Source organism: Lyngbya aestuarii BL J (assembly GCF_000478195.2).
GTDB classification, from domain to species: Bacteria; Cyanobacteriota; Cyanobacteriia; order Cyanobacteriales; family Microcoleaceae; genus Capilliphycus; species Capilliphycus aestuarii.
This window is the reverse complement of sequence record NZ_AUZM01000023.1, coordinates 39,486-58,228: the sequence shown is the minus strand read 5'-3', so window position 1 is coordinate 58,228 and position 18,743 is coordinate 39,486. Positions and strand designations below refer to the sequence as shown.

The following is an 18,743-nucleotide window of genomic DNA, read 5'->3' as shown; positions in this document are numbered from 1 at the left end:
GCTGGATTTTTAAATAACCGTCTTTATATTTTAGATAAATGCTCTATTTTGAACACAATTAATCGGATTATTAGTAGGAAAAAAACAATAATTATTGGATTGATAAATTAGATTTAATTTCAGCTTTAAAATCAGCTTCTTCAATCAATTTGTGATAAATTCTGGCGGAGTCATATCCCTCCAAAGATTAGCCCAAATCCCTCTCTAGGAACATATATCAATTAGAAACGAGTGGTAAAGTTTGGATAGAACACGGTTGGCAAAGCTCAAACAAGCTCATCATTATGACTGGAGAATTATAGGCTTATGACCTTAGCAAATTTATTACATGACCGTTCTTTATCCCAACCGAATCAGACTGCATTTACTTTTCTGGAAAACGGAGAAACCGAATCCGATTGTTTGACTTATCAAGAATTAGCTTTAAAAGCACAAGCAATCGCTGCTCATCTTCAATCCCATACAAATCCGGGCGATAGAGTTTTACTTGTTTATACATCAGGTTTATAATTCATTTCCGCCTTTTTTGGCTGTTTATACGCTGAAGTTGTTGCTGTTCCCGTAAATCTTCCTCAAGGAAAACGAAAAATTTCTCGCTTACAAGGAATCGCCACAGATGCTCAAACCAAAACAATTTTAACCACAACAACACTCTTAGCCGACCTGGAACGTCATCTAAATAACACCAATCAGTTAGTTAAGTACAGATTGATTTCAAGTGACAACATTAATCCTTCTTTAGCTTCTGATTGGCAAACAACAAAATTGAGCGAAGACACCTTAGCTTTTCTCCAATACACTTCGGGTTCTACCGGACAGCCAAAAGGAGTAATGGTCAGTCATGGAAACATTATTCATAACTGTACTCTAATTAAAGAACTTTTCCAAAATACACCAGAAGACATCGGAGTGTCTTGGCTGCCACACTATCACGATATGGGTTTAATTGGTGGTATCTTACAACCCATTTATCTGGGTAGACCGATGATTCTGATGTCACCTTTTGATTTTCAGAAAAAACCTATCCGATGGTTACAAGCGATTTCTCGCTACAAAGCCACCACCAGTGGCGGTCCTAATTTCGCCTACGATTGGTGTGCCAGCAAAATTAAACCCTCTGAACTTGAGGAGCTTGATTTAAGTAGCTGGAAATTAGCTTTCGTTGGGGCTGAACCCGTGCGAGCGGAAACAATCGAGAATTTTACCAATAAGTTTAAAACCTGTGGGTTTGAATCAATTGCCTTTTACCCCTGTTATGGAATGGCAGAAACTACATTAATCGTTTCTGGAGGATTAAAAACTCGACCTCCTGCAATTTGCCAAGTAGATGCAGAGGCTTTAGAACAAAACCGGGTTGTTTTGACTAATAATGCTGAGAAACCCCATCGAAAACTAACAAGTATTGGCAAACCCAAGTTAAACCACACAATTTCTATTGTTGATCCCACATCATTAACCAAGTGTTCGGAAGGACAAGTCGGGGAAATTTTAGTATCCGGTGCGAGTGTTACTTTGGGGTATTGGAATCGACCTCAGCAAAGTCAAGAAACTTTTGTTAATTATATCCCAGACGAAGGTGAAAAGCCTTTTTTACGAACGGGAGACTTAGGATTTCTACAAAATGGGGAGTTGTTTGTTACCGGACGACTAAAAGATCTAATTATCATTCACGGACGCAATCATTATCCTCAAGATATTGAGTCAACAGTAAGTAAAAGTCATCCTTCCCTTAAAAAAGCACCCGGAGCGGCTTTTTCTGTGGAACTCGCAGGAAAAGAAAAACTGGTGATCGTTCAAGAAATAGAACGTTCGGGTTGGCGAAAGCTTAATACTAACGAAGCGATCGCCGCGATACGCCAAGCCATAACCCAAGAACATGATTTACAACCTTATGCTATCATGCTGCTCAAACCAAGCAGTATTCCGAGAACTCCTAGCGGAAAAATCAAACGTCACGGTTGTCGAAAGAAGTTTATAGAAAAGTCTTTGAATGTAATGGCTGAATGGACTATTAATTATAAAGATAGCCATAAACTTTGGATGATCAATCAAGAAATCGAACGCCTAAACCAAATAGTCTGTAATCATAAATCTGTTGTTGAGCCTACACAAAAACAAAGGCAACCTTCAACTCAGCTAGAAACGATTCAAAGTTGGTTAACTTCTCAATTGGGGCAACGTTTAAAGCTAGATCCTCAACAAATTGATCTGAGAAAGCCTTTTGGCGATTATGGCTTAGATTCTTTATAATCAATGAACTTACTCGGGGAATTAGAGACATTTATAGGGCGCAAAATTAATCCTTCTTTAATTTGGGAATGTCCTACCATCGAAAAACTGACCGAATATCTAGCCCGGGAAGATTCTTCAGATGTTCCTATCTCAACACGGCAAAAAATTGATTTAAAATCTGAAGTCAATCAATATCCTACCATTTCTGTTGAAAATATACTGGGCAAAAGTTCAGGCAATTTATCCAATATATTCTTAACAGGTGGAACAGGGTTTTTAGGGAGTTTTTTACTTGACGAACTTCTGCAAAAAACCCACTCACAGATTTATTGCTTGGTTCGAGCCTCTAGTCAAGATTTAGGACAACAGAAAATACAAAAGAAATTGGAATTATACGGACTTTGGCAACCCGAATTTAATCGCCGAATTATTCCGGTTCTGGGAGATCTATCTCACCCCCTATTAGGACTTTCGGAAAAGCAGTTTGAAAGACTTGCCAATGAAATTGACGCAATCTATCATAGTGGCGCATCATTAAACTATGTGTATCCCTATGAAAAGCTGAAACCTATTAATGTAGACGGAACTTACGAAGTCCTCAAGCTGGCGAGTACAACTAAAGTAAAGTCCGTTCATTATATGTCTAGTATCGCTGTTTTTGAGTCGGATTTATACCGTGAAATGGTAATAACAGAATCGGACGATTTAATGAACGTTGGTCAGATGTATCTGGGTTACTCTCAGAGTAAATGGGTTGCAGAAAAGCTTGTTTTGTCGGCTCGTGAGCGCGGACTTCCAGTTGCGGTTTACAGACTCCCATTTATTTCGGGTCACAGTCTCACCGGAGTTTGGAATACAGATGATATTATTTGCCGCATGATCAAAGGCTGTATTACCATGAAAACTATGCCAGATTTGGACTATGTATTAAATACGTCTCCTGTAGATTATATCAGCCAAGCCATTGTATCTTTATCGAGAAAAGAGATGTCTTTGGGGTCTATTTTCCACCTGAATAATCCTTACCCCATCCACCTAAGTCATTTGCATGAGTTCCTCTCCAACATGGGTTATGGGATCGAGAAAAAAACCTGCAAAGATTGGCTCGCGGGCGTTCAAAATAATGCGAAGTCTAAGGAACATTCTCTTTATCCGCTCTTGCCCTTTTTTACAAAAGAGTATTTGCCGGAAAAACTGACGATTTTGGAATTGTATGAGGAACAAAGGAAACCCAAAGTTAGCTGTGAATTCACCAAGGAAGCTTTGGCAGATAGTTCAATTGATTGTCCGCCAATGAATGGCAATTTACTCAATAATTATTTTGCCTATTTAATGGATACAGGTTTCTTGAATCAGCCAAAGTCTCACATTGAAAAATGATGGGTTGATGATGGAATTAACAGAAAGAAGATTAACCCGAACCCGGAAAGCATTAAAAGAACAGAGGATTGCGGTGATTATTGATGAGACAGCAAATAGGAAAAAGCAATGCAATCCTCTCAAGGGTTCGGGAGTCCCTTTCTTGCAAACTTTGATATTTTTAAATCGATGTAATTGAAACAAACGTGATAAAAATAATTCGGATAATTACTTTTATAAAACTCCCTATTTGCACTTGATTTAAAAAGGTATTTCTCGGAAATAAACACAAAGAACGTACTGCTATAAATGAGAACCGCGAATGGTTTTGGCACCTAAAAGTCAATTAGAAAATCTACATTTTAACTCATAAATCACGTTAAATCTGATGACCTTAAACTTACCGCCGCCCGAGACTTCTGTTGCCGATTCTGAGAATTCATCAAAACTGCGGAAAAAAAACCCAAATCAGCGCTTTCGTCTGCCAATTCTATTGACAGCAACGGGAGCATTATTACTTGCGGGTATATCGGCCGTCATTTGGGTGTCAAATAATAATCAAGTATCCTCCCCTGTAGAAGAATCCAGCGAGTCGAAGATTTTACCCGTCGAAACCCTGACAGTTCAACCCGTCGAGAGTTATGAAGTGTCGCGCAGCTATACCGGGGAAATTGCGGCACTGAGAGCCAGTAATTTGGGTTTTAAACGCGGTGGTAAACTGATTCAAGTGTTAGTCTCTGAAGGCGATCGCGTCCAAGCAGGTGAGATGATCGCTCGTTTAGAAAGCGAAGAAATAGAAGCCCAACTCTCACAAGCCGAAGCCGCCCTCGATCGCTCTCAAGCTAATTTAGCCGAACTCGAAGCCGGAAGCCGCCCGGAAGAAATTGCCGCAGTTCAAGCTCAGTTAAATCGCGCCCAGGCCAACTTAGCCGAACTCGAAGCCGGAAGCCGACCCGAAGATATTGCCATCGCGCGAGCCGAACTCGATGGGGCGACAGCACAGTTATTAAATGCGCGATCGGGAAGCGTGCGGGATGAAATTGCTCAGGCGGAGGCCAACGTCAGAGCCAATCAAGCCGCTCTCCAACTTGCCAGTACACGGGTAAGCCGTTATCTCTCTTTGAGAGAGCAGGGAGCGATTTCTGAAGATAGTTTCGAGGAATATTTGCAAGAGGAACGCCGACTTGAGGCCTTAGTTGATCAAGCCCAAACACGCATTCAACAGCTTAAACAAAGTCAGCGAAGTCAAGTCGATCAACTCGAAGCCACAGTAGAACAGAAGCGTCAAGCCTTGCGACAGTTGCAAAACGGTCCCCGCTCGGAAGACATCGTGGCGGCGCAAGCCGAAGTTGCCGAAATTCGCAGTAATTTGAATAAATTAATCAATGGAACTCGGCCGGAAAAAATTGCAGCAGCACAAGCCGATGTTCGAGAAGCCCAGGCGCAAGTTCGTTACTACGAAACGCAATTAAAAAATACAAATATTCGCGCCCCATTTGCGGGGATTGTGGCAACGCGACAGATTGATGATTTGACGGAAGCGTTGCCCTAGCTCGGTTTAAGTATAGATGACGAACAGGCACAACAGGCGGGTTTGAATAATACGGCGATCGCGCAGCAGCTTGAAGCTTACTTGGAGGGTGCGGTTGGCGGTTCTATTTTGGAGTCTACCGAAAATCTACCCGTGCGCGTGCGGTTGACTGATACTGATCGGGCCGATTTGAGCCAGATTGCCTCGTTGGATTTGAGTGCCGTTTGGGGGGAATGACCGGAATTTCCGCCCGACTTCTGCCCTGGGCGAGTTTAACCTCGTACCCGAGTTGGCAATGATTGCCCGCCGCAACGAGACTCGGGTGAATACGGTGCAAGCATTTATCACGCCTGGGGTTTTGCCTTCGACTGTGCTGAGTAACTTTCAACAAGCGTTAGAAAAGAGCAACTTTGAACTGCCTCCGGGCTACCGATACGAGTTTGGCGGCGAATATGCCAAACGCAATGAAGCTGTGGGCAATTTGCTCGTTTATGTTCCCTTGTTGGTATTGGTGATGATCGCGGTGCTGGCGCTGTCTCTCGGTTCGTTTCGACAGGCGGGAATTGTGGCGGCTGTTGCGATCGGTTCGGTTGGGATGGCGCAGTTTTCGCTCTGGGCGTTGGGTTCGGTGATGGGCTTCATGGCAATTATCGGCACGATGGGTTTGGTGGGAATTGCCCTCAATGATACCGTTATTGTTCTGTCGGCTTTTAATGAAGATCCCCAGGCGAGTCGGGGCGATGCACGGGCGGTAGTCAGGGTGGTGATCAAAGCGACGCGACACGTTTTAACGACCACCGTCACTACAATGGCCGGATTTGTTCCTTTGCTGGTTAGCGGTGGGGTTTTCTGGCGGCCCCTGGCGATCGCGATCGCGGGTGGTATTGGCGGTTCAACTCTTCTGGCACTCTATTTTGCTCCGGCTATCTATCTGCTTCTCCATCGAGGCGATCGCCAATCCAAACTAAGGACTCTTTCTGTTCAACCCGGAAGGACAACAAACGGATCTAGAAACCGAATGAATAACGGGGGTTAGTTGTTGGGGAAGCGGAAGCGATCAAATTCCCAAAATAGTTCTGTTTTCTGGGGTAAGCTGTTATAAATCATTGAGAATTTGTCATTGATAATTAAGCTTTAAAGCCTCTAGTTTCAAGCGCTATAGTTGAGTGCATCTTTAAGAGTTTCGATTGAGCTTAATTATCTGAAGACGGGTTTTCCGGTTGTTATTGCCTGTTCTACAATATCAGCCGCACGGATCACTCCTCCAGCCCGTTGAATGGCTTCCTGCATTTTTAAAGCATTTTGCTGATAAGATTTTTCGGTCAGAACACGATTGATTGATTTTCGCAGTTTAGCCGTCGTTAGTTGTTTCAAATTTAACATTTTTCCAGCCCCCGTTCTTGCCATACGCGCCGCAATTCCAGGCTGTTCATTGGTAATCGGAATTGCTATCATCCTTTTGCCACTGGCTAAAGTTTCTAAAGTCGTGTTCATCCCGGCATGGGTGATAATTAAGTTAGCTTTTTTGATTAACTGCTGCTGGGGCGCATAAGGCACAACTATAGGTGAACCTGTAAATTGTACATCTGCTCCTGAATGATTGGGATTCCCTAAAGAAATTACTAATTGTGCATCTAATCCTTGACAGGCACAAGCAATTTTATCGAAAACTTCTAAGTTGCGATTTTGCAAGGTTCCCAACGAGGCATAAATTAACGGTTGTCCCGTTAGTTTGTCAAAAGGAAATTTAATTTCACTAAACGATATTGGTTCTAAACCTGACGGATCTCTAAAAGGTCCCGTGTAGTGAAAACAATCGGCTAAATTAACCCGAGGAAAATCATATTCAGGAGGAAGCTGACAAATTTGAGCGAGTTGAGAAAAATAAGCATCTAAGGTGTTATAAATGGGTAAATTCCACTCGCGGCGTTGTTTTTTTATAACGTCCCAAATCGGCCGACCTATTTGTTTATTAATAAAGAAATTACAGACTTGGTTTCGCAGTCGAGCCAGCGAACTGGCGCTATAATTCCAAGAGGTAAAGTAAGGGGGAACTCCCGGCTCTGTATTAATTAACAGGGCATTACAGATCGTTATAAAAGGAAGGTTCAAAAACTCGGCTATCGTTGTTCCAGGAAAAGTAACTTGATCTACAAGAACTGCTTCCACACCTGCTGATTGAAAAGCATTTGGAACATTTTTAAACAGCATTTGAGTTTCTAGCTTAAACCAATCAATCGTAAATTTTATTCCAGCTAAACCGCTCTTTTGTCCGAGTGTTTGGTAGTATTTCTCTAAAGAGCCGAGGGGGAATTCTGTTTCTCCAATTGTATAGAGATTTAAACCTGATTTTTTTTATTTCGACTCCAAATCAGGAATTACAAACAATGTAACTTTATGCCCACGTCGTTCTAATTCCCGACCCAGAACACTCATTGGGTTCAAATGACCAATCGCTGATGGAGCAAGAATACCAAAATGTGTCATACTTTTTGATTATACCCTGAAGTTAGAAGAGTGAAGTACCTAACAGCAACAGCAAACAATATTTGCAGTGAGCTTCGGTGTTTCATAGAAGTTTGCCTTCAACAAGGCAATTAAGCCGATCAGCACAAGTAAACTTCTCTAAATCTAAGTCTACTTGGGTCGGGTTTATCTGCTCTCCCCCTTTAGGAGTAACTGGGGGTTGACTTCTAAATGCTGTCAATTTGTGAGAAATGTGGGTTGACGCATTGCACTGGCAAAGGGCGGGTCTGGTGGTTACTGGTTAGGTGGTTACTGTCTCCCCAACACCCAGAAAGCAAGTTTATAGCTAAGTATTGATTAATGTCTATCTATATTATTTAAAATAGATAATTGTTAAGAATGTGTTGAGTGTTTATGCTGAATGATTTTAATTGAGAGTTTAATGCAATAATAATGTCAGGTTTACAGATTAAGAGGAGAAATTATGGGTTTATCCGAACTGAAAGCCGGACAGGTTGGGTTTGTCGAGAGTATTCAACCCCATCATTCTAACGACGGTTTGGTACATAGATTAGAAGCAATGGGAATTCTTCCCGATAGAGCGATACAAGTGTTAAGAGTCGCGTGGTTTGGGGGACCCTTACACGTCCGCATCGGTACAACAACAGAAGTCGCCATTCGCCGACACGAAGCCCAACAGATTCGCGTGAAAGTCTGTTAAAACTTCGTTACAGTATTAATTAAAAGTTCATAAAGTCTTCGGCGAGTCTGAAGCTTTGTGATTGACCATATTTTAGGGGAAAATACGATGACTTGTCATTCTCCAACCGTCACTCAACCGAGAGACGAAAAAGCCGTTAAACGGGTGGCATTAATTGGAATGCCCAACACGGGAAAATCCACCTTTTTTAGCCGGATTACCGGGGTTGCTGCTTACGTGGGAAATTGGCCGGGTGTAACGGTTGATTTGCTGCAAGCGAACGTTAAAATAAATGGCGAAACCGTTGAATTTGTAGATTTGCCGGGAATTTACGACCTCAACGGTTATTCAGAAGATGAGAAAGTGGTGCGAACTTTCTTAGAAAAATATGCCATTGATTTGGTGATTGTTGTTTTAAATGCCGCGCAAATTGACCGCCAAATTCGCTTGGCGTTGCAGGTGAAAGCCTTGGGTTTGCCTGCGGTGGTGATGTTAAATATGTCGGACGAAGCCAAACATTATGGCGTTGAAATTAACTCAAAAGAATTATCCCGACATTTAGAAATGCCCGTTTTTCTAATCAGTGCAAAATACGGTAAAGGCTACATGAAAGCCTACGAAACCATTTGCCATCAGTTAGAAAAAACCGAACTTCCAGTTATCGTTAATGATATTCGTCAAGTCTTAGCCCAACGGGGAAAAATCTCGGTTGATGAAATCGAAATTATCCTCAAAGATGCGGTAGAAATGCCCTCGCAGTTGGCACAAACCTTAACCGCAAAACTCGATAGCGTTTTACTCCATCCCGTCTTCGGTTTACCCCTATTTTTCCTGGGGATGTTTGCCGTTTTTTGGATTGTTTGGAATGTGGGGTTGCCGTCTCAAGACATCATGGATAGCCTCACCGGATGGTTAGAAGAAACGGTAATTTCTCCAGTTTTAAGCGTGTTTCCGGGAGTCGTTCAAGACTTTTTTATTAATGGCATTTGGGCGGGTGTCGCAACGGTTGCTTCCTTTGTACCGTTAATTGTTATCTTCTTTATCGTGATGGCAATTTTAGAAGATAGCGGCTACCTGTCTCGGGCGGCTTATTTGATGGATGCACTGATGGCGCGTCTGGGTTTGGACGGACGCAGTTTTGTTTTACACATGATGGGATTTGGTTGCAATGTTCCGGCGTTGATGGGAACCCGGGTGATGCGTTCCCGGGCGTTGCGACTGTTAACGATGTTGATTATTCCCTTTGGGTTGTGTTCGGCAAGATTGCAGGTTTTTGTCTTTATTATTGCGGCAGTTTTTCCGAACGGAAACGGGGCGCTTGTTCTATTTTCTTTGTACCTTCTTAGCTTCTTAGCTGCCTTTTTAACCGCCTTTCTGTTTCAAGGTGCCTTTAAAAATGAAGACCCGTTTGTATTAGAATTACCCCCCTATCGTTTGCCGACATTGAAACAGGTTGCCCTCAGAGGTTGGGGAGAAGTTCGAGAATTTTTAGTTCGCGCTTCCGGCTTTATTACTGTGGGTTGTATTGCGGTTTGGGTAATTACCAGTTTACCTCCCGGCGCTACGGGTTTAGATACCATTGGCGGTCAAATTGGTCAGTTTCTCAGTCCAGTTATGCGACCGATTGGAATTGATCCTTATTTGACTTTGGCGTTAATTTTTGGTTTCATTGCTAAAGAGGTGGTTTTGGGTTCGTTGGCGGTGATTTACGGCTTACAATCAGCCAGCGTTGGCGCCCATATTGCCGAAACGATTACCTTTGCACAGGGCTACAGTTTTTGTATTTTCTGTTTGCTGTACACGCCCTGTCTGACAACAATTGCGACCATTCTCAACGAAGCCAAATCTTGGAAATTTACGGCGTTTTCACTGGTATTTTCTTTGGTTTTGGCTTGGGTTTGTAGCTTTATTTTCTATCAAAGCGCGTTGCTTTTGGGCTTTCAATAATTGTCGTCAATTTGGGCTGGGTTTAAACAGTGACCAGTCAACAGTTATTAGGGAACAGGCAATAATAGCGGGGCGGGTTTATATGGGTTGAGAGTGGGAAATGATCAATTAATTCAGAACCCGCCCCTACAAAATTATAATTAATTAATCGGACATGAGATCATTCACGATTTGAACAATTTAAGCCCGCTTCTTCCGGTCTTGAAAAGTTTTTCGGGAGAAAAATAACCCCATACTCTTGATTCGCACAAGCAGCAACTTTAACAATATCAATGGGTTGCTCTTTGCGATCGCCTGTTCCCGGTTTAAACTCAATTTTCCCCGTCACGCCGTCAACCCTGAAGCTTTCACTAGAAAGTATTTTTTGAATTCCTTTGCGGGTGGGATTTTGTCTCATTCCTTCAATCAAAACATGAGCCGCATCGTAGGCTAAAGCGGTACGAAGACTGACGAATTCACCCCAAAGCTGCGAAGTTATTTGCGAAAAATCGGGCTGAGAACTGTTTAAATGGTGCCAGTAAATGACTAAATGTAATTTTTCTAGATATTCTTGACCGAGCGCCAAAGTTCTGGGCGTGTCAACCGAGGAGTTACCGAACATCAAATATTCACCTTGATTTTCTTTAATCACTTCTAGGGCTTGATTAACAGAATTTGTCACCTGACCGTCGGGTATTAAAATAATCGCGGATTCTTCTTCAAAGTTTCTAATTCTTTCCATCGCCTCTTTAGCATTAAAGTTAGGGCTAGAAAGGTTAAAAGAGGCAATAACTTCTCCTCCTTTTTCTAACAATTTTTCTTCAAAGTGTTGTTTGTAATCGCTGGAAAAGGGACTGGCAGGATTATAAAAAATCGTGACTTTTTTTTGCTTGATTTCCTCGGTCAAGATGTCAACCATTTCATAAGCCTGCAAATAATTCACTGCGGGAATTCGGAAGAAAAACTGTTCGGGGTTTTCACTGAGTTCAGAGGTGCTTGTTCCGGGAGTCACTAAAACTACTTTGTTTTTGTTGTAAATATCTAAAGTAGCGAGGGTCATCTCACTGGAATAATGACCAATTACGCCTAAAAATTCTGAGTTGTTAACGAGGATCTGTGCATTTTTGATGGCTTGAGGTTTGAAGTTAAAATCATCAGCAATAATCACTTTTAAACCTTTTCCATTTAAGTCTATACGCTGAAGAAAATCTGAACCCGGTAAGGTATACTCAGCAGATTCATCCCCGTTGAATAAACTCAAGTTAACTTCAGTTTGGGCTTGAGCAATTCCCCGCAGAATGTCTTCTGCAAGTTCAACATCAATGACTTCTCCGGCTTGATTTTTTATCGTCGGAACAACAATAGCAATGGTATAGTAATCGGCTCCTGTCGCTTCCAACGTGGCGTTATTGAGATAGATTAAAGTTTCGGGATCGTGTTTTTCTTCTTCCCAGCTTTTTTGAAGGTGTTGAATGGCTTCGTGATAACTTTTTTTGCTGACAAAACAATCATTCCACTGTTGTTTAATATAACCCTTCCAAATCGGTAGAAAATACTTCAAGGGTTTTTGGCAATCGGCAACAGGTTCTACACCCCTTTGTTTACGCCGTTGCTGAAACATTTTTATGACAATTTCCTCGCCCCCACTGATAGCATCTCCGAACACATTAGGTTTCTTAAAAAAGCGGCTTGAATTTCCCCAGAAAACACCTATAAAAATACCCATTAATACTAACCCAAATATCATCGTTACTTTGGGTTGGATTAAGGGTTTTTCGGGTAAGGGTTCTGGTTCTGGTTGAGGCCAATACAGTTGGGGAGCCGTCGGATTTTGTAAGAGTATCGGTAGCCAGGATGCTCCCGGATAATAAGGTTCATTGTCTGCGGTTGGAACTTCTAATTGATGTAATTGTTGTCTGGCTTGATGAACCGCAACATGAAGGGGTTTTCCTTGAATAAATTCTGCTAAAAAATACTTCAAAAAAATTCGGGCTACTTCATCGGGAACCGGTTCTCGCATGACGATTAAATGGGGAATATTAAACTCTGCTAAATAGTCCGCAATATCTAATCCATCACAAGAATTAAAGATCGCAAGCTTAATATGGGGAGCCGCTATTCTCAGGGCTTCTTTTAATAGCGAGACGTTGAAATCTACAGTATTAGTAACTTGAAGGGTTTGACCTGAACTGTGTCCGGCATAGAAAATTATATCCCAATTTCCCCGAGAAAGGGTCTTAAATAGTTCTGGGAGAGTGAGAGAATTTCCTTCTTTGGGAATGCAGGTAATTTCTCCTCCATGTTCGGCTAATTTTTTAATTAGTTCTTTATCCTGCGTCAGTTCCAGACCTCCTTCATCGCTGCCAAAAATAGCCAGAATTTTAACGGGTATTCTGAGCATTTCTGGAGGTCGATTGTATCGAGATAAAAGGACTAACTCCGCATTGGGTAAAAAATAATCTCTTTCAAATAAATCCCAGCTATCCCAAGATAATCTCCGTAGATAATGATTAGGCGTATCCAAAACAACTCTTACAGATTCGTTGGGCGTTACATCCCTTAAACGTCCCACAATTCGCCCTCGAATATCCCCAAAAATAGGATTTTTAAACCAACTTTCTAGAGTCTTTTCAAGCTTTTTAGTTACATTAAAACAATCTTGACAAGTCGATTGGTTGGTAATTTGTGCGTCTGGAAATTGAATCGTTCTATCTCCCAAAACCCTATAATTTTCTTGCCATTCTTTATAATTTTCTTCAATTTCTGGTTGGGCGGGAAGTTTAGGACAATCGCGATCTATGGCAATGATTGTACCGTCTTCCCAAAACTCTAGAACAACAGGAAAACCTGTATCAAAATCGCCCCCTGATATTCTGATAACAACTTGTTTTTTCATTGTTAGTGGGTGGATTGAGTTTGAATGTAGAAAGCTGCTGCATATTACGGGGCTGTAGAAAGGTTGAATGAGTTTTCAGCTTGAAGTCGGCCAGATACCTAAACTACAGCTTCTCAAAGATTGTGAATCTTTAGAAAGGATTTATAACTTGTAGATATAATATCATATATAACATTTTCTATGTTATTGATTTTAAATAAAATTAAGTTGATTTTTTAATCTAAAATCGGGTAGAAATTTGATGAAATAAAACCAATATTAAATCCAAAAAAGTTGATTAACTGATGTCGCTAATCAACCCCTAAACTATTCTATAATCGCTGTTAAACGATGAAATATTCTGTTACAGTCGCATCATTGAGCATTACCTGAACACTAAACTGATCGCCAGGGAGGACTAACGGCTTATAAATTTAAAACTTGAGTTCTTAGGATTGACATTCAAAGTTGATTGTCCTCAACGTTCCATTTTCATCTAGTCCGGGACAGTTTGAACCTATGCAAGTTAAGATTCGCGATCGCCAAATTTTTAGAATTTCCATAGATTCATCGCGAGCGCTCTTTGAGTCGGGAATAACAATTCCCATCGGATTTTAACAACCCAGTAGAGTAGAGGTTTTGTCTGTATCCCGATTCTGTGAACCTGCTGTAAAATGCGCGTTAATCCTTCTCGGATCTCAAAATCATCTTTTGACAACAAAACTTAAAAAAAGAGAAACAACTTCCTTTTTGATGGTATAATCAGTGAGCGAGAAGGGTTAACGTAATATGACCACAACATCCTCAAATTCAGTCAGTTCCATTCCCATTCAAAATACAGAAACTCGCATCGCAGATTTTCTACTTGAACACGGGGAAATTGAGGCGATTTTACCTGTTGTTGTCGGGATAGTTGTCACTTCCCGCTTTCAACTGCGAGGCTCCCAAGCCCTGTTAGCCAATTTAATCATTGCCAGTGTGTTTCGTCAAATTCTGACGCACCTGAAAAAACAGTCTCATTTGGTAACACCTGAAGCGGAAAATACAACCCATTCAGCAGCAAATTATACAGAAAATAATTCCGATTCAGAGTATACCATTGTTCACTCAATCCCCGGAAGAATTCGCCTCAGAATTTCTCGTTTAGCCACCGATGCAGATTTTAGCCAACGCCTCGAACAAATCCTCTCTGAAGAAGAACAAATTACCAATATTCGGATTAATCGGGCGGCGGCTTCAATTACAATTAATTATACGACTCAAGGCATGAGTGATTGGGAACTGGGAATGCGGTTAATGAACTTTATCGACAGCGCTCTCTCCCTAGAAACACCCGCCAACTCGCACCTTACTACACCATCAGGGGTAACTAGCGATGACAGCAACGAATCATAAATTAATTTCCCTTTCTGACACCAACGGCGCGATCATCAAATCGGAACGCATCGTAGAATCAGCGCCCTATTTGGTTCATGCGGTGCCGGGACGGGTGAGATTTCGGGTTTATCGGCTCAATTCCGATAACTATTATGCAGAAATATTAGAGAAAGTATTGCAGTCGGAACCGGACGTTATTCAAGTTAGAATTAACCGTGCAGCCGCTTCTGTTGCGATTCATTATCAACCTCACATCTCAACCGATATTGAGATTTATTCTCGATTATCAAACCTCATCCAACAAGCCGGAACCACAATTACCGTCGAAGATATTTCCGATTCTTCTTTAGCGAAACCTTCCGAACCCAACGAGGCCGACGACGAGGGAGAATGGTCAAGCCTCATCGCCCCAACCGGCGCCACCCTTCTCGCCTTACTGAGTAGTTCAACTCGCTTGGCGTGGTTGCGTCCTTTTGCCTGGGGTTCTCTGGCGCTCGTTACCTTTCCCGTCGCCCAACGTGCATTTTACAGCCTATTTGTCAAGCAAAAACTCAACATTGACTGCTTAGACTTACTCGCCCTAAGCTTGGGAGGAGCGCAAGGAAAACTCGTTACACCCGCCCTCGTCCTCACCCTGCACGAACTCGGAGACGTCATCCGCGAACAAACCGCCCGTTCCACCGAACACCAAACCGCAGACCTACTTGATACGATTGGACGCTTCGCTTGGGTCGAACGCAACGACGAAAAACAATCAATTCCGAGCGACCAAGTAGAACCCGGAGAAATCGTTTTCGTCTATCCCGGCGAACAAATACCCGTTGATGGGGTTGTTATAGAAGGAAAAGCCGTCGTCGATCAGCAGCAACTCACAGGCGAATCCATGCCCATTGTTGCAGAAAACGGCACCTTTGTCTACGCCTCTACCCTGCTTCGTTCGGGAAGCCTGCACATCAAAGCCGAACGCATCGGTCAAAAAACCCGGGCTGCGGCGAGTTTAGAACTGTTGGAAAAAGCGCCCGTTCACGATACCCGCATGGCAAACTATGCCGCTCAACTTGCCGATCGCCTGATCGTACCTTCGCTTATTTTAGCAGGAATTGTCTTCGCCGCCACCCGCGACCCCGCCCGAGCCGCATCAATATTAACTCTCGATTTTGTCACCGGAATTCGAGTGTCTATTCCCACCGCTTTTTTAGGCGCTTTAAACCACACCACCCGACACGGTATTTTAGTTAGAAGCGGACGCACCTTAGAACAATTAGCCGAACTCGATACCATTGTTTTTGATAAAACCGGAACCCTAACTCAAGGTAATATTTCCGTCGTTGGGGTGAAAACAATTTCCGGGCGAATGTCAGCCAAAGACGTGATCAAATATGCGGCAGCAAGCGAACAAAGAATTACTCATCCGGTTGCAGAATCAATTGTACGTTACGCTCAAGAACAAAACATAGAAATACCGCCCCGGGTGGATTGGAATTATGAAGTTGGTTTGGGAATTCGGGCGGAAATCGAAGGTCAAAAAGTCTTGGTGGGAAGCGGGAGATTTATCACCCAAGAGGGGATTAGTTTGGAAGGATTAGATCAACCTGATACCGAAAATTCGCCCGAAAATTCCGCTTGGATGTCGTTAATATATGTCGCCTGTAACGGTCAATTGCAGGGGGCGATACAATATGCTGACCCCTTGCGTCCTGAAAGTTTAGAGTTAATTGAAGAATTACAAAACCGCTACGGAATGGAGATTCATTTGTTAACCGGAGATAGCCGTCAACGGGCGGATTTAGTTGCAGAAGAATTGAACATTCCACCCAAGCGAGTTCACGCGGAAGCTTTCCCCGAACAAAAGGCGAAAATTGTTCGAGATTTGCACCGTTCCGGGCGAACTGTGGCGTTTGTTGGTGATGGGTTAAACGATTCGGTAGCGTTGGCTTATGCGGATGTTTCGGTATCTTTTGAAGATGGTTCCGATGTGGCAAGGGAAACGGCCGATATTGTGTTGATGAATAATGATATTAGTAGTTTACTACAGGCGATCGCTATTTCCAAGGAAACTCGCAATTTAATCGACCAAAATACCCTGCTTGTTGTCGCCCCGAATTTAATTGCTTTGGGGTTGGCTTCGGCTATCGGTTTAAACCCATTAATTGCGACAGTTATTCACAACGGTTCGGCAATTGCTGCGGGTTTAAATAGTTTGCGTCCGTTAGTTCAACATCAGTTTGAAGGTGGAGGTTCAACTTCTCGTTAAAATCATCAAATTTTTGGGTTGAATTGTTGATAAAATATTAGGAGAGCAATTATGTCTCTAATTCATTGGGATCGGTCTGTTTTGTCACTTCATTTGCGAGAAATTCTCGAAGACGAAAACCCCAACCATCAACTCGCCTTAGCCGGAATTGGGGTGATTGTTTTGGGAACCATTGTGGTTCCGGCGGCAACGAAATTGGGACGACCCTTGCTAAAAGCTGCCATTAAACAAGGGTTATCCGTTTATCACGAAACCAAACAAACCCGAATAGACATCGAACAAAATGGGTTTAATCCTAACAACAATTCGACGACATCTGCCGAGAAAATTATTTAGTTCTTCGGGTTGCTGTGGTTGGATAATAAAGCCGCTGTTTGTTCAGCTTTTTGTTGGGCTTCTGCGGCGACTTCTGCTTGGGCTTCGGCAACGATATCTCCGAACACTTCGCCCGTTTCTGCCATCGCCGCCTTGGTTTTTTCGTACATCGAAACCCCGCCTTTTATCGCTGCTTTCGCAACGGGTTTGAGTAACGGAATTACCGCAGGAGTTAAGACCACAACTCCGACTCCTATCGCAATTGTTCGGGTGGGATTATTTTGGTAAGCGGTTCTGATGCGCTCAACAATTGCCAATCTAGCCTGATTTTGAGTTAACATTTATTATCCTCCGCCAAGTACCTGCGTCAAATCTGGAGAACTTCTCGCTTGTACAATTTTATTTTTACCGAATTGCGATCGCCAGATCAGATGTTCCCCAGATTCTCATTTAAGCACAAGCGGCGAGCAAAACTCAAGGGTGTTGCAAATCTCAGCATTCTCTTAAGATTTTATCCCCCCTTCCCCCCATTCCGTCTCGACCTCTCCCTAACCCTCTCCTACGAGGAGAGGGAAAAGGTGTCCCATTCGGGAATGTTGATAAATTGCGAGGGGAGGATTTTTAAGATTATTAAGTATCTACAACTCTTAATAACTCCCCATTCCCTCGTAGGGAAGGGGGTTGGGGGGTTAGGTTCTACAATTTCTGACAGAAAATGAAACAGCCCTGCCTTAAAAAGGGGGGTATGACCTCTCCCCCAACCCCTCTCGACGCCCACCCACTGCGAACTAGCCATCGCACGGGTTGACAAGTTGCTCGTTTGTGGGACACCATTGCTGTAGTTGGAGGATGACCAGAACGCAGAACAGATTCTATTTTGTTTTTGTAGTGTTGTTAATCTTCTGATAAATATAATCGAATAATTCTCTAACTGTGCAAGAATTGAAGCCATAAAGACCAATTTTTTTTGCTTCATCGTCTGGTATCTCAATTTCAAATTCCTGCTCTATAGCCACAGAAATGAGTAGCCTATCCGCCCAATGTACACGCAAATAGTCTGTAATATTGCTGTCAAAATTTACCTTTTCTTCATCGACTCTTAATTCTTCGGCCAATACCCTTCGTAGTTGGAGAAAAATTTCGGCTTTCAACTCGGCTTCACGTTTAGCTTCTTCTGCCGCTTTTTGTTCAGCTTGTTTCTGCAACTCGGGTTCACGTTTGGCTTCTTCTGCTGCTTTTTGTTCGGCTTGTTCTTGCAACTCGTCTAAACGTTGGGCTTCTTCTGCCGCTTTTGGTTCGGCTTGTTCTCGTAACTCGGCTTCACATTTAGCCTGTTCTGCGGCTTTTGGTTCGGCTTTAAGCTGAACTTGATACCTGATATTTTCAATACGAGAAATAACGATATTTCTGACCCTAGCCAAATCAGCTTTAAAACCACTCTGTTGATAGATTTCGGTCGCTACATCCCAAATAATTTTATCAACATTAGATTCCATAAATATTAGATTTTCATCCGTGGGAGTGGCGATTTTATCCAGACAAAGATGAGTCGCCATATCCAGTATCTTTAATTGATATTCGTTTTCGGATTCATTCATAATCGGATAGCAACTCCAAAAATGAGGACGGCAAACAGAATTTTAATTTTAAGAGCAACTAAAAACTAACCCCTTCCCTCTCCCAACCCCCCTTTCAAAACAGCAGGGGG

General features: G+C 42.6%; 15 protein-coding genes. 11 read left to right on the top strand and 4 right to left on the bottom strand.

The genetic code is table 11. The annotated features are described in order from the left end of the window. Window positions 1–306 precede the first annotated feature (306 nt). From M595_RS32295 to M595_RS31830, 6 genes are all read left to right on the top strand, one after another. Window positions 307–510, top strand: coding sequence for an AMP-binding protein (locus M595_RS32295; protein WP_023066487.1), 204 nt, complete (start codon window positions 307–309; stop codon window positions 508–510). A gap of 3 nt (window positions 511–513) precedes the next feature. Continuing rightward, entirely contained in the window at window positions 514–2,250 is a 1,737-nt protein-coding gene (locus tag M595_RS30630) for an AMP-binding protein (RefSeq protein WP_238987069.1), read from the top strand. A 3-nt stretch (window positions 2,251–2,253) separates the two neighbouring features. After that, complete coding sequence (locus M595_RS30625) at window positions 2,254–3,612, top strand: thioester reductase domain-containing protein (RefSeq protein WP_023066462.1); 1,359 nt, start codon at window positions 2,254–2,256, stop codon at window positions 3,610–3,612. A gap of 367 nt (window positions 3,613–3,979) precedes the next feature. Further along, entirely contained in the window at window positions 3,980–5,143 is a 1,164-nt protein-coding gene (locus M595_RS31840) for an HlyD family secretion protein (RefSeq protein ID WP_023066480.1), read from the top strand. A gap of 42 nt (window positions 5,144–5,185) precedes the next feature. Continuing rightward, complete coding sequence (locus M595_RS31835) at window positions 5,186–5,359, top strand: hypothetical protein (protein WP_023066477.1); 174 nt, start codon at window positions 5,186–5,188, stop codon at window positions 5,357–5,359. A 58-nt stretch (window positions 5,360–5,417) separates the two neighbouring features. Beyond that, on the top strand, window positions 5,418–6,158 hold the full coding sequence (locus M595_RS31830; RefSeq protein ID WP_023066482.1) for an efflux RND transporter permease subunit: 741 nt from the start codon (window positions 5,418–5,420) through the stop codon (window positions 6,156–6,158). 161 nt (window positions 6,159–6,319) lie between these two features. Here the strand turns inward: M595_RS31830 and M595_RS11935 are convergent, their stop codons facing one another. Next, window positions 6,320–7,333: a glycosyltransferase gene (locus M595_RS11935; protein WP_023066504.1), complete on the bottom strand. Its 1,014-nt coding sequence runs from the start codon at window positions 7,331–7,333 to the stop codon at window positions 6,320–6,322. Window positions 7,334–8,072: 739 nt separating this feature from the next. On the opposite strand from M595_RS11935, the gene M595_RS11930 reads away from it, so the two are divergent. Together M595_RS11930 and feoB are read left to right on the top strand one after the other, a co-directional pair. After that, window positions 8,073–8,309 carry a FeoA family protein gene (locus tag M595_RS11930; RefSeq protein WP_023066479.1) on the top strand — a complete coding sequence of 79 codons (237 nt, stop codon included), beginning with the start codon at window positions 8,073–8,075 and terminating at the stop codon, window positions 8,307–8,309. A gap of 87 nt (window positions 8,310–8,396) precedes the next feature. Next, a complete protein-coding gene (feoB, locus tag M595_RS11925) occupies window positions 8,397–10,235 on the top strand; it encodes a ferrous iron transport protein B (protein WP_040484004.1) in 1,839 nt (612 codons plus the stop codon). Between the two features lie 160 nt (window positions 10,236–10,395). Here feoB and M595_RS11920 read toward each other — a convergent pair whose 3' ends face one another. Beyond that, window positions 10,396–13,110: an ABC transporter substrate-binding protein gene (locus M595_RS11920; protein WP_023066507.1), complete on the bottom strand. Its 2,715-nt coding sequence runs from the start codon at window positions 13,108–13,110 to the stop codon at window positions 10,396–10,398. 768 nt (window positions 13,111–13,878) lie between these two features. Between M595_RS11920 and M595_RS11915 the strand changes: the two genes are divergently transcribed. The 3 genes from M595_RS11915 to M595_RS11905 are packed head-to-tail and all read left to right on the top strand — an operon-like array spanning window position 13,879 to window position 17,056. Beyond that, window positions 13,879–14,484, top strand: coding sequence for an HMA2 domain-containing protein (locus M595_RS11915; protein WP_023066520.1), 606 nt, complete (start codon window positions 13,879–13,881; stop codon window positions 14,482–14,484). Further along, on the top strand, window positions 14,465–16,720 hold the full coding sequence (locus M595_RS11910; protein ID WP_023066493.1) for a heavy metal translocating P-type ATPase: 2,256 nt from the start codon (window positions 14,465–14,467) through the stop codon (window positions 16,718–16,720). Before M595_RS11915 ends, M595_RS11910 begins: the two co-directional genes overlap by 20 nt. A 51-nt stretch (window positions 16,721–16,771) precedes the next feature. Then, window positions 16,772–17,056, top strand: a complete 285-nt coding sequence (locus M595_RS11905; RefSeq protein WP_023066498.1) for a hypothetical protein — start codon at window positions 16,772–16,774, stop codon at window positions 17,054–17,056. Here M595_RS11905 and M595_RS11900 read toward each other — a convergent pair. Continuing rightward, a complete protein-coding gene (locus M595_RS11900) occupies window positions 17,053–17,376 on the bottom strand; it encodes a DUF5132 domain-containing protein (protein ID WP_023066457.1) in 324 nt (107 codons plus the stop codon). The genes M595_RS11905 and M595_RS11900 overlap by 4 nt on opposite strands. A gap of 531 nt (window positions 17,377–17,907) precedes the next feature. After that, window positions 17,908–18,633, bottom strand: coding sequence for an acyl carrier protein (locus M595_RS11895; protein WP_023066522.1), 726 nt, complete (start codon window positions 18,631–18,633; stop codon window positions 17,908–17,910). Between the last annotated feature and the right edge of the window lie 110 nt (window positions 18,634–18,743).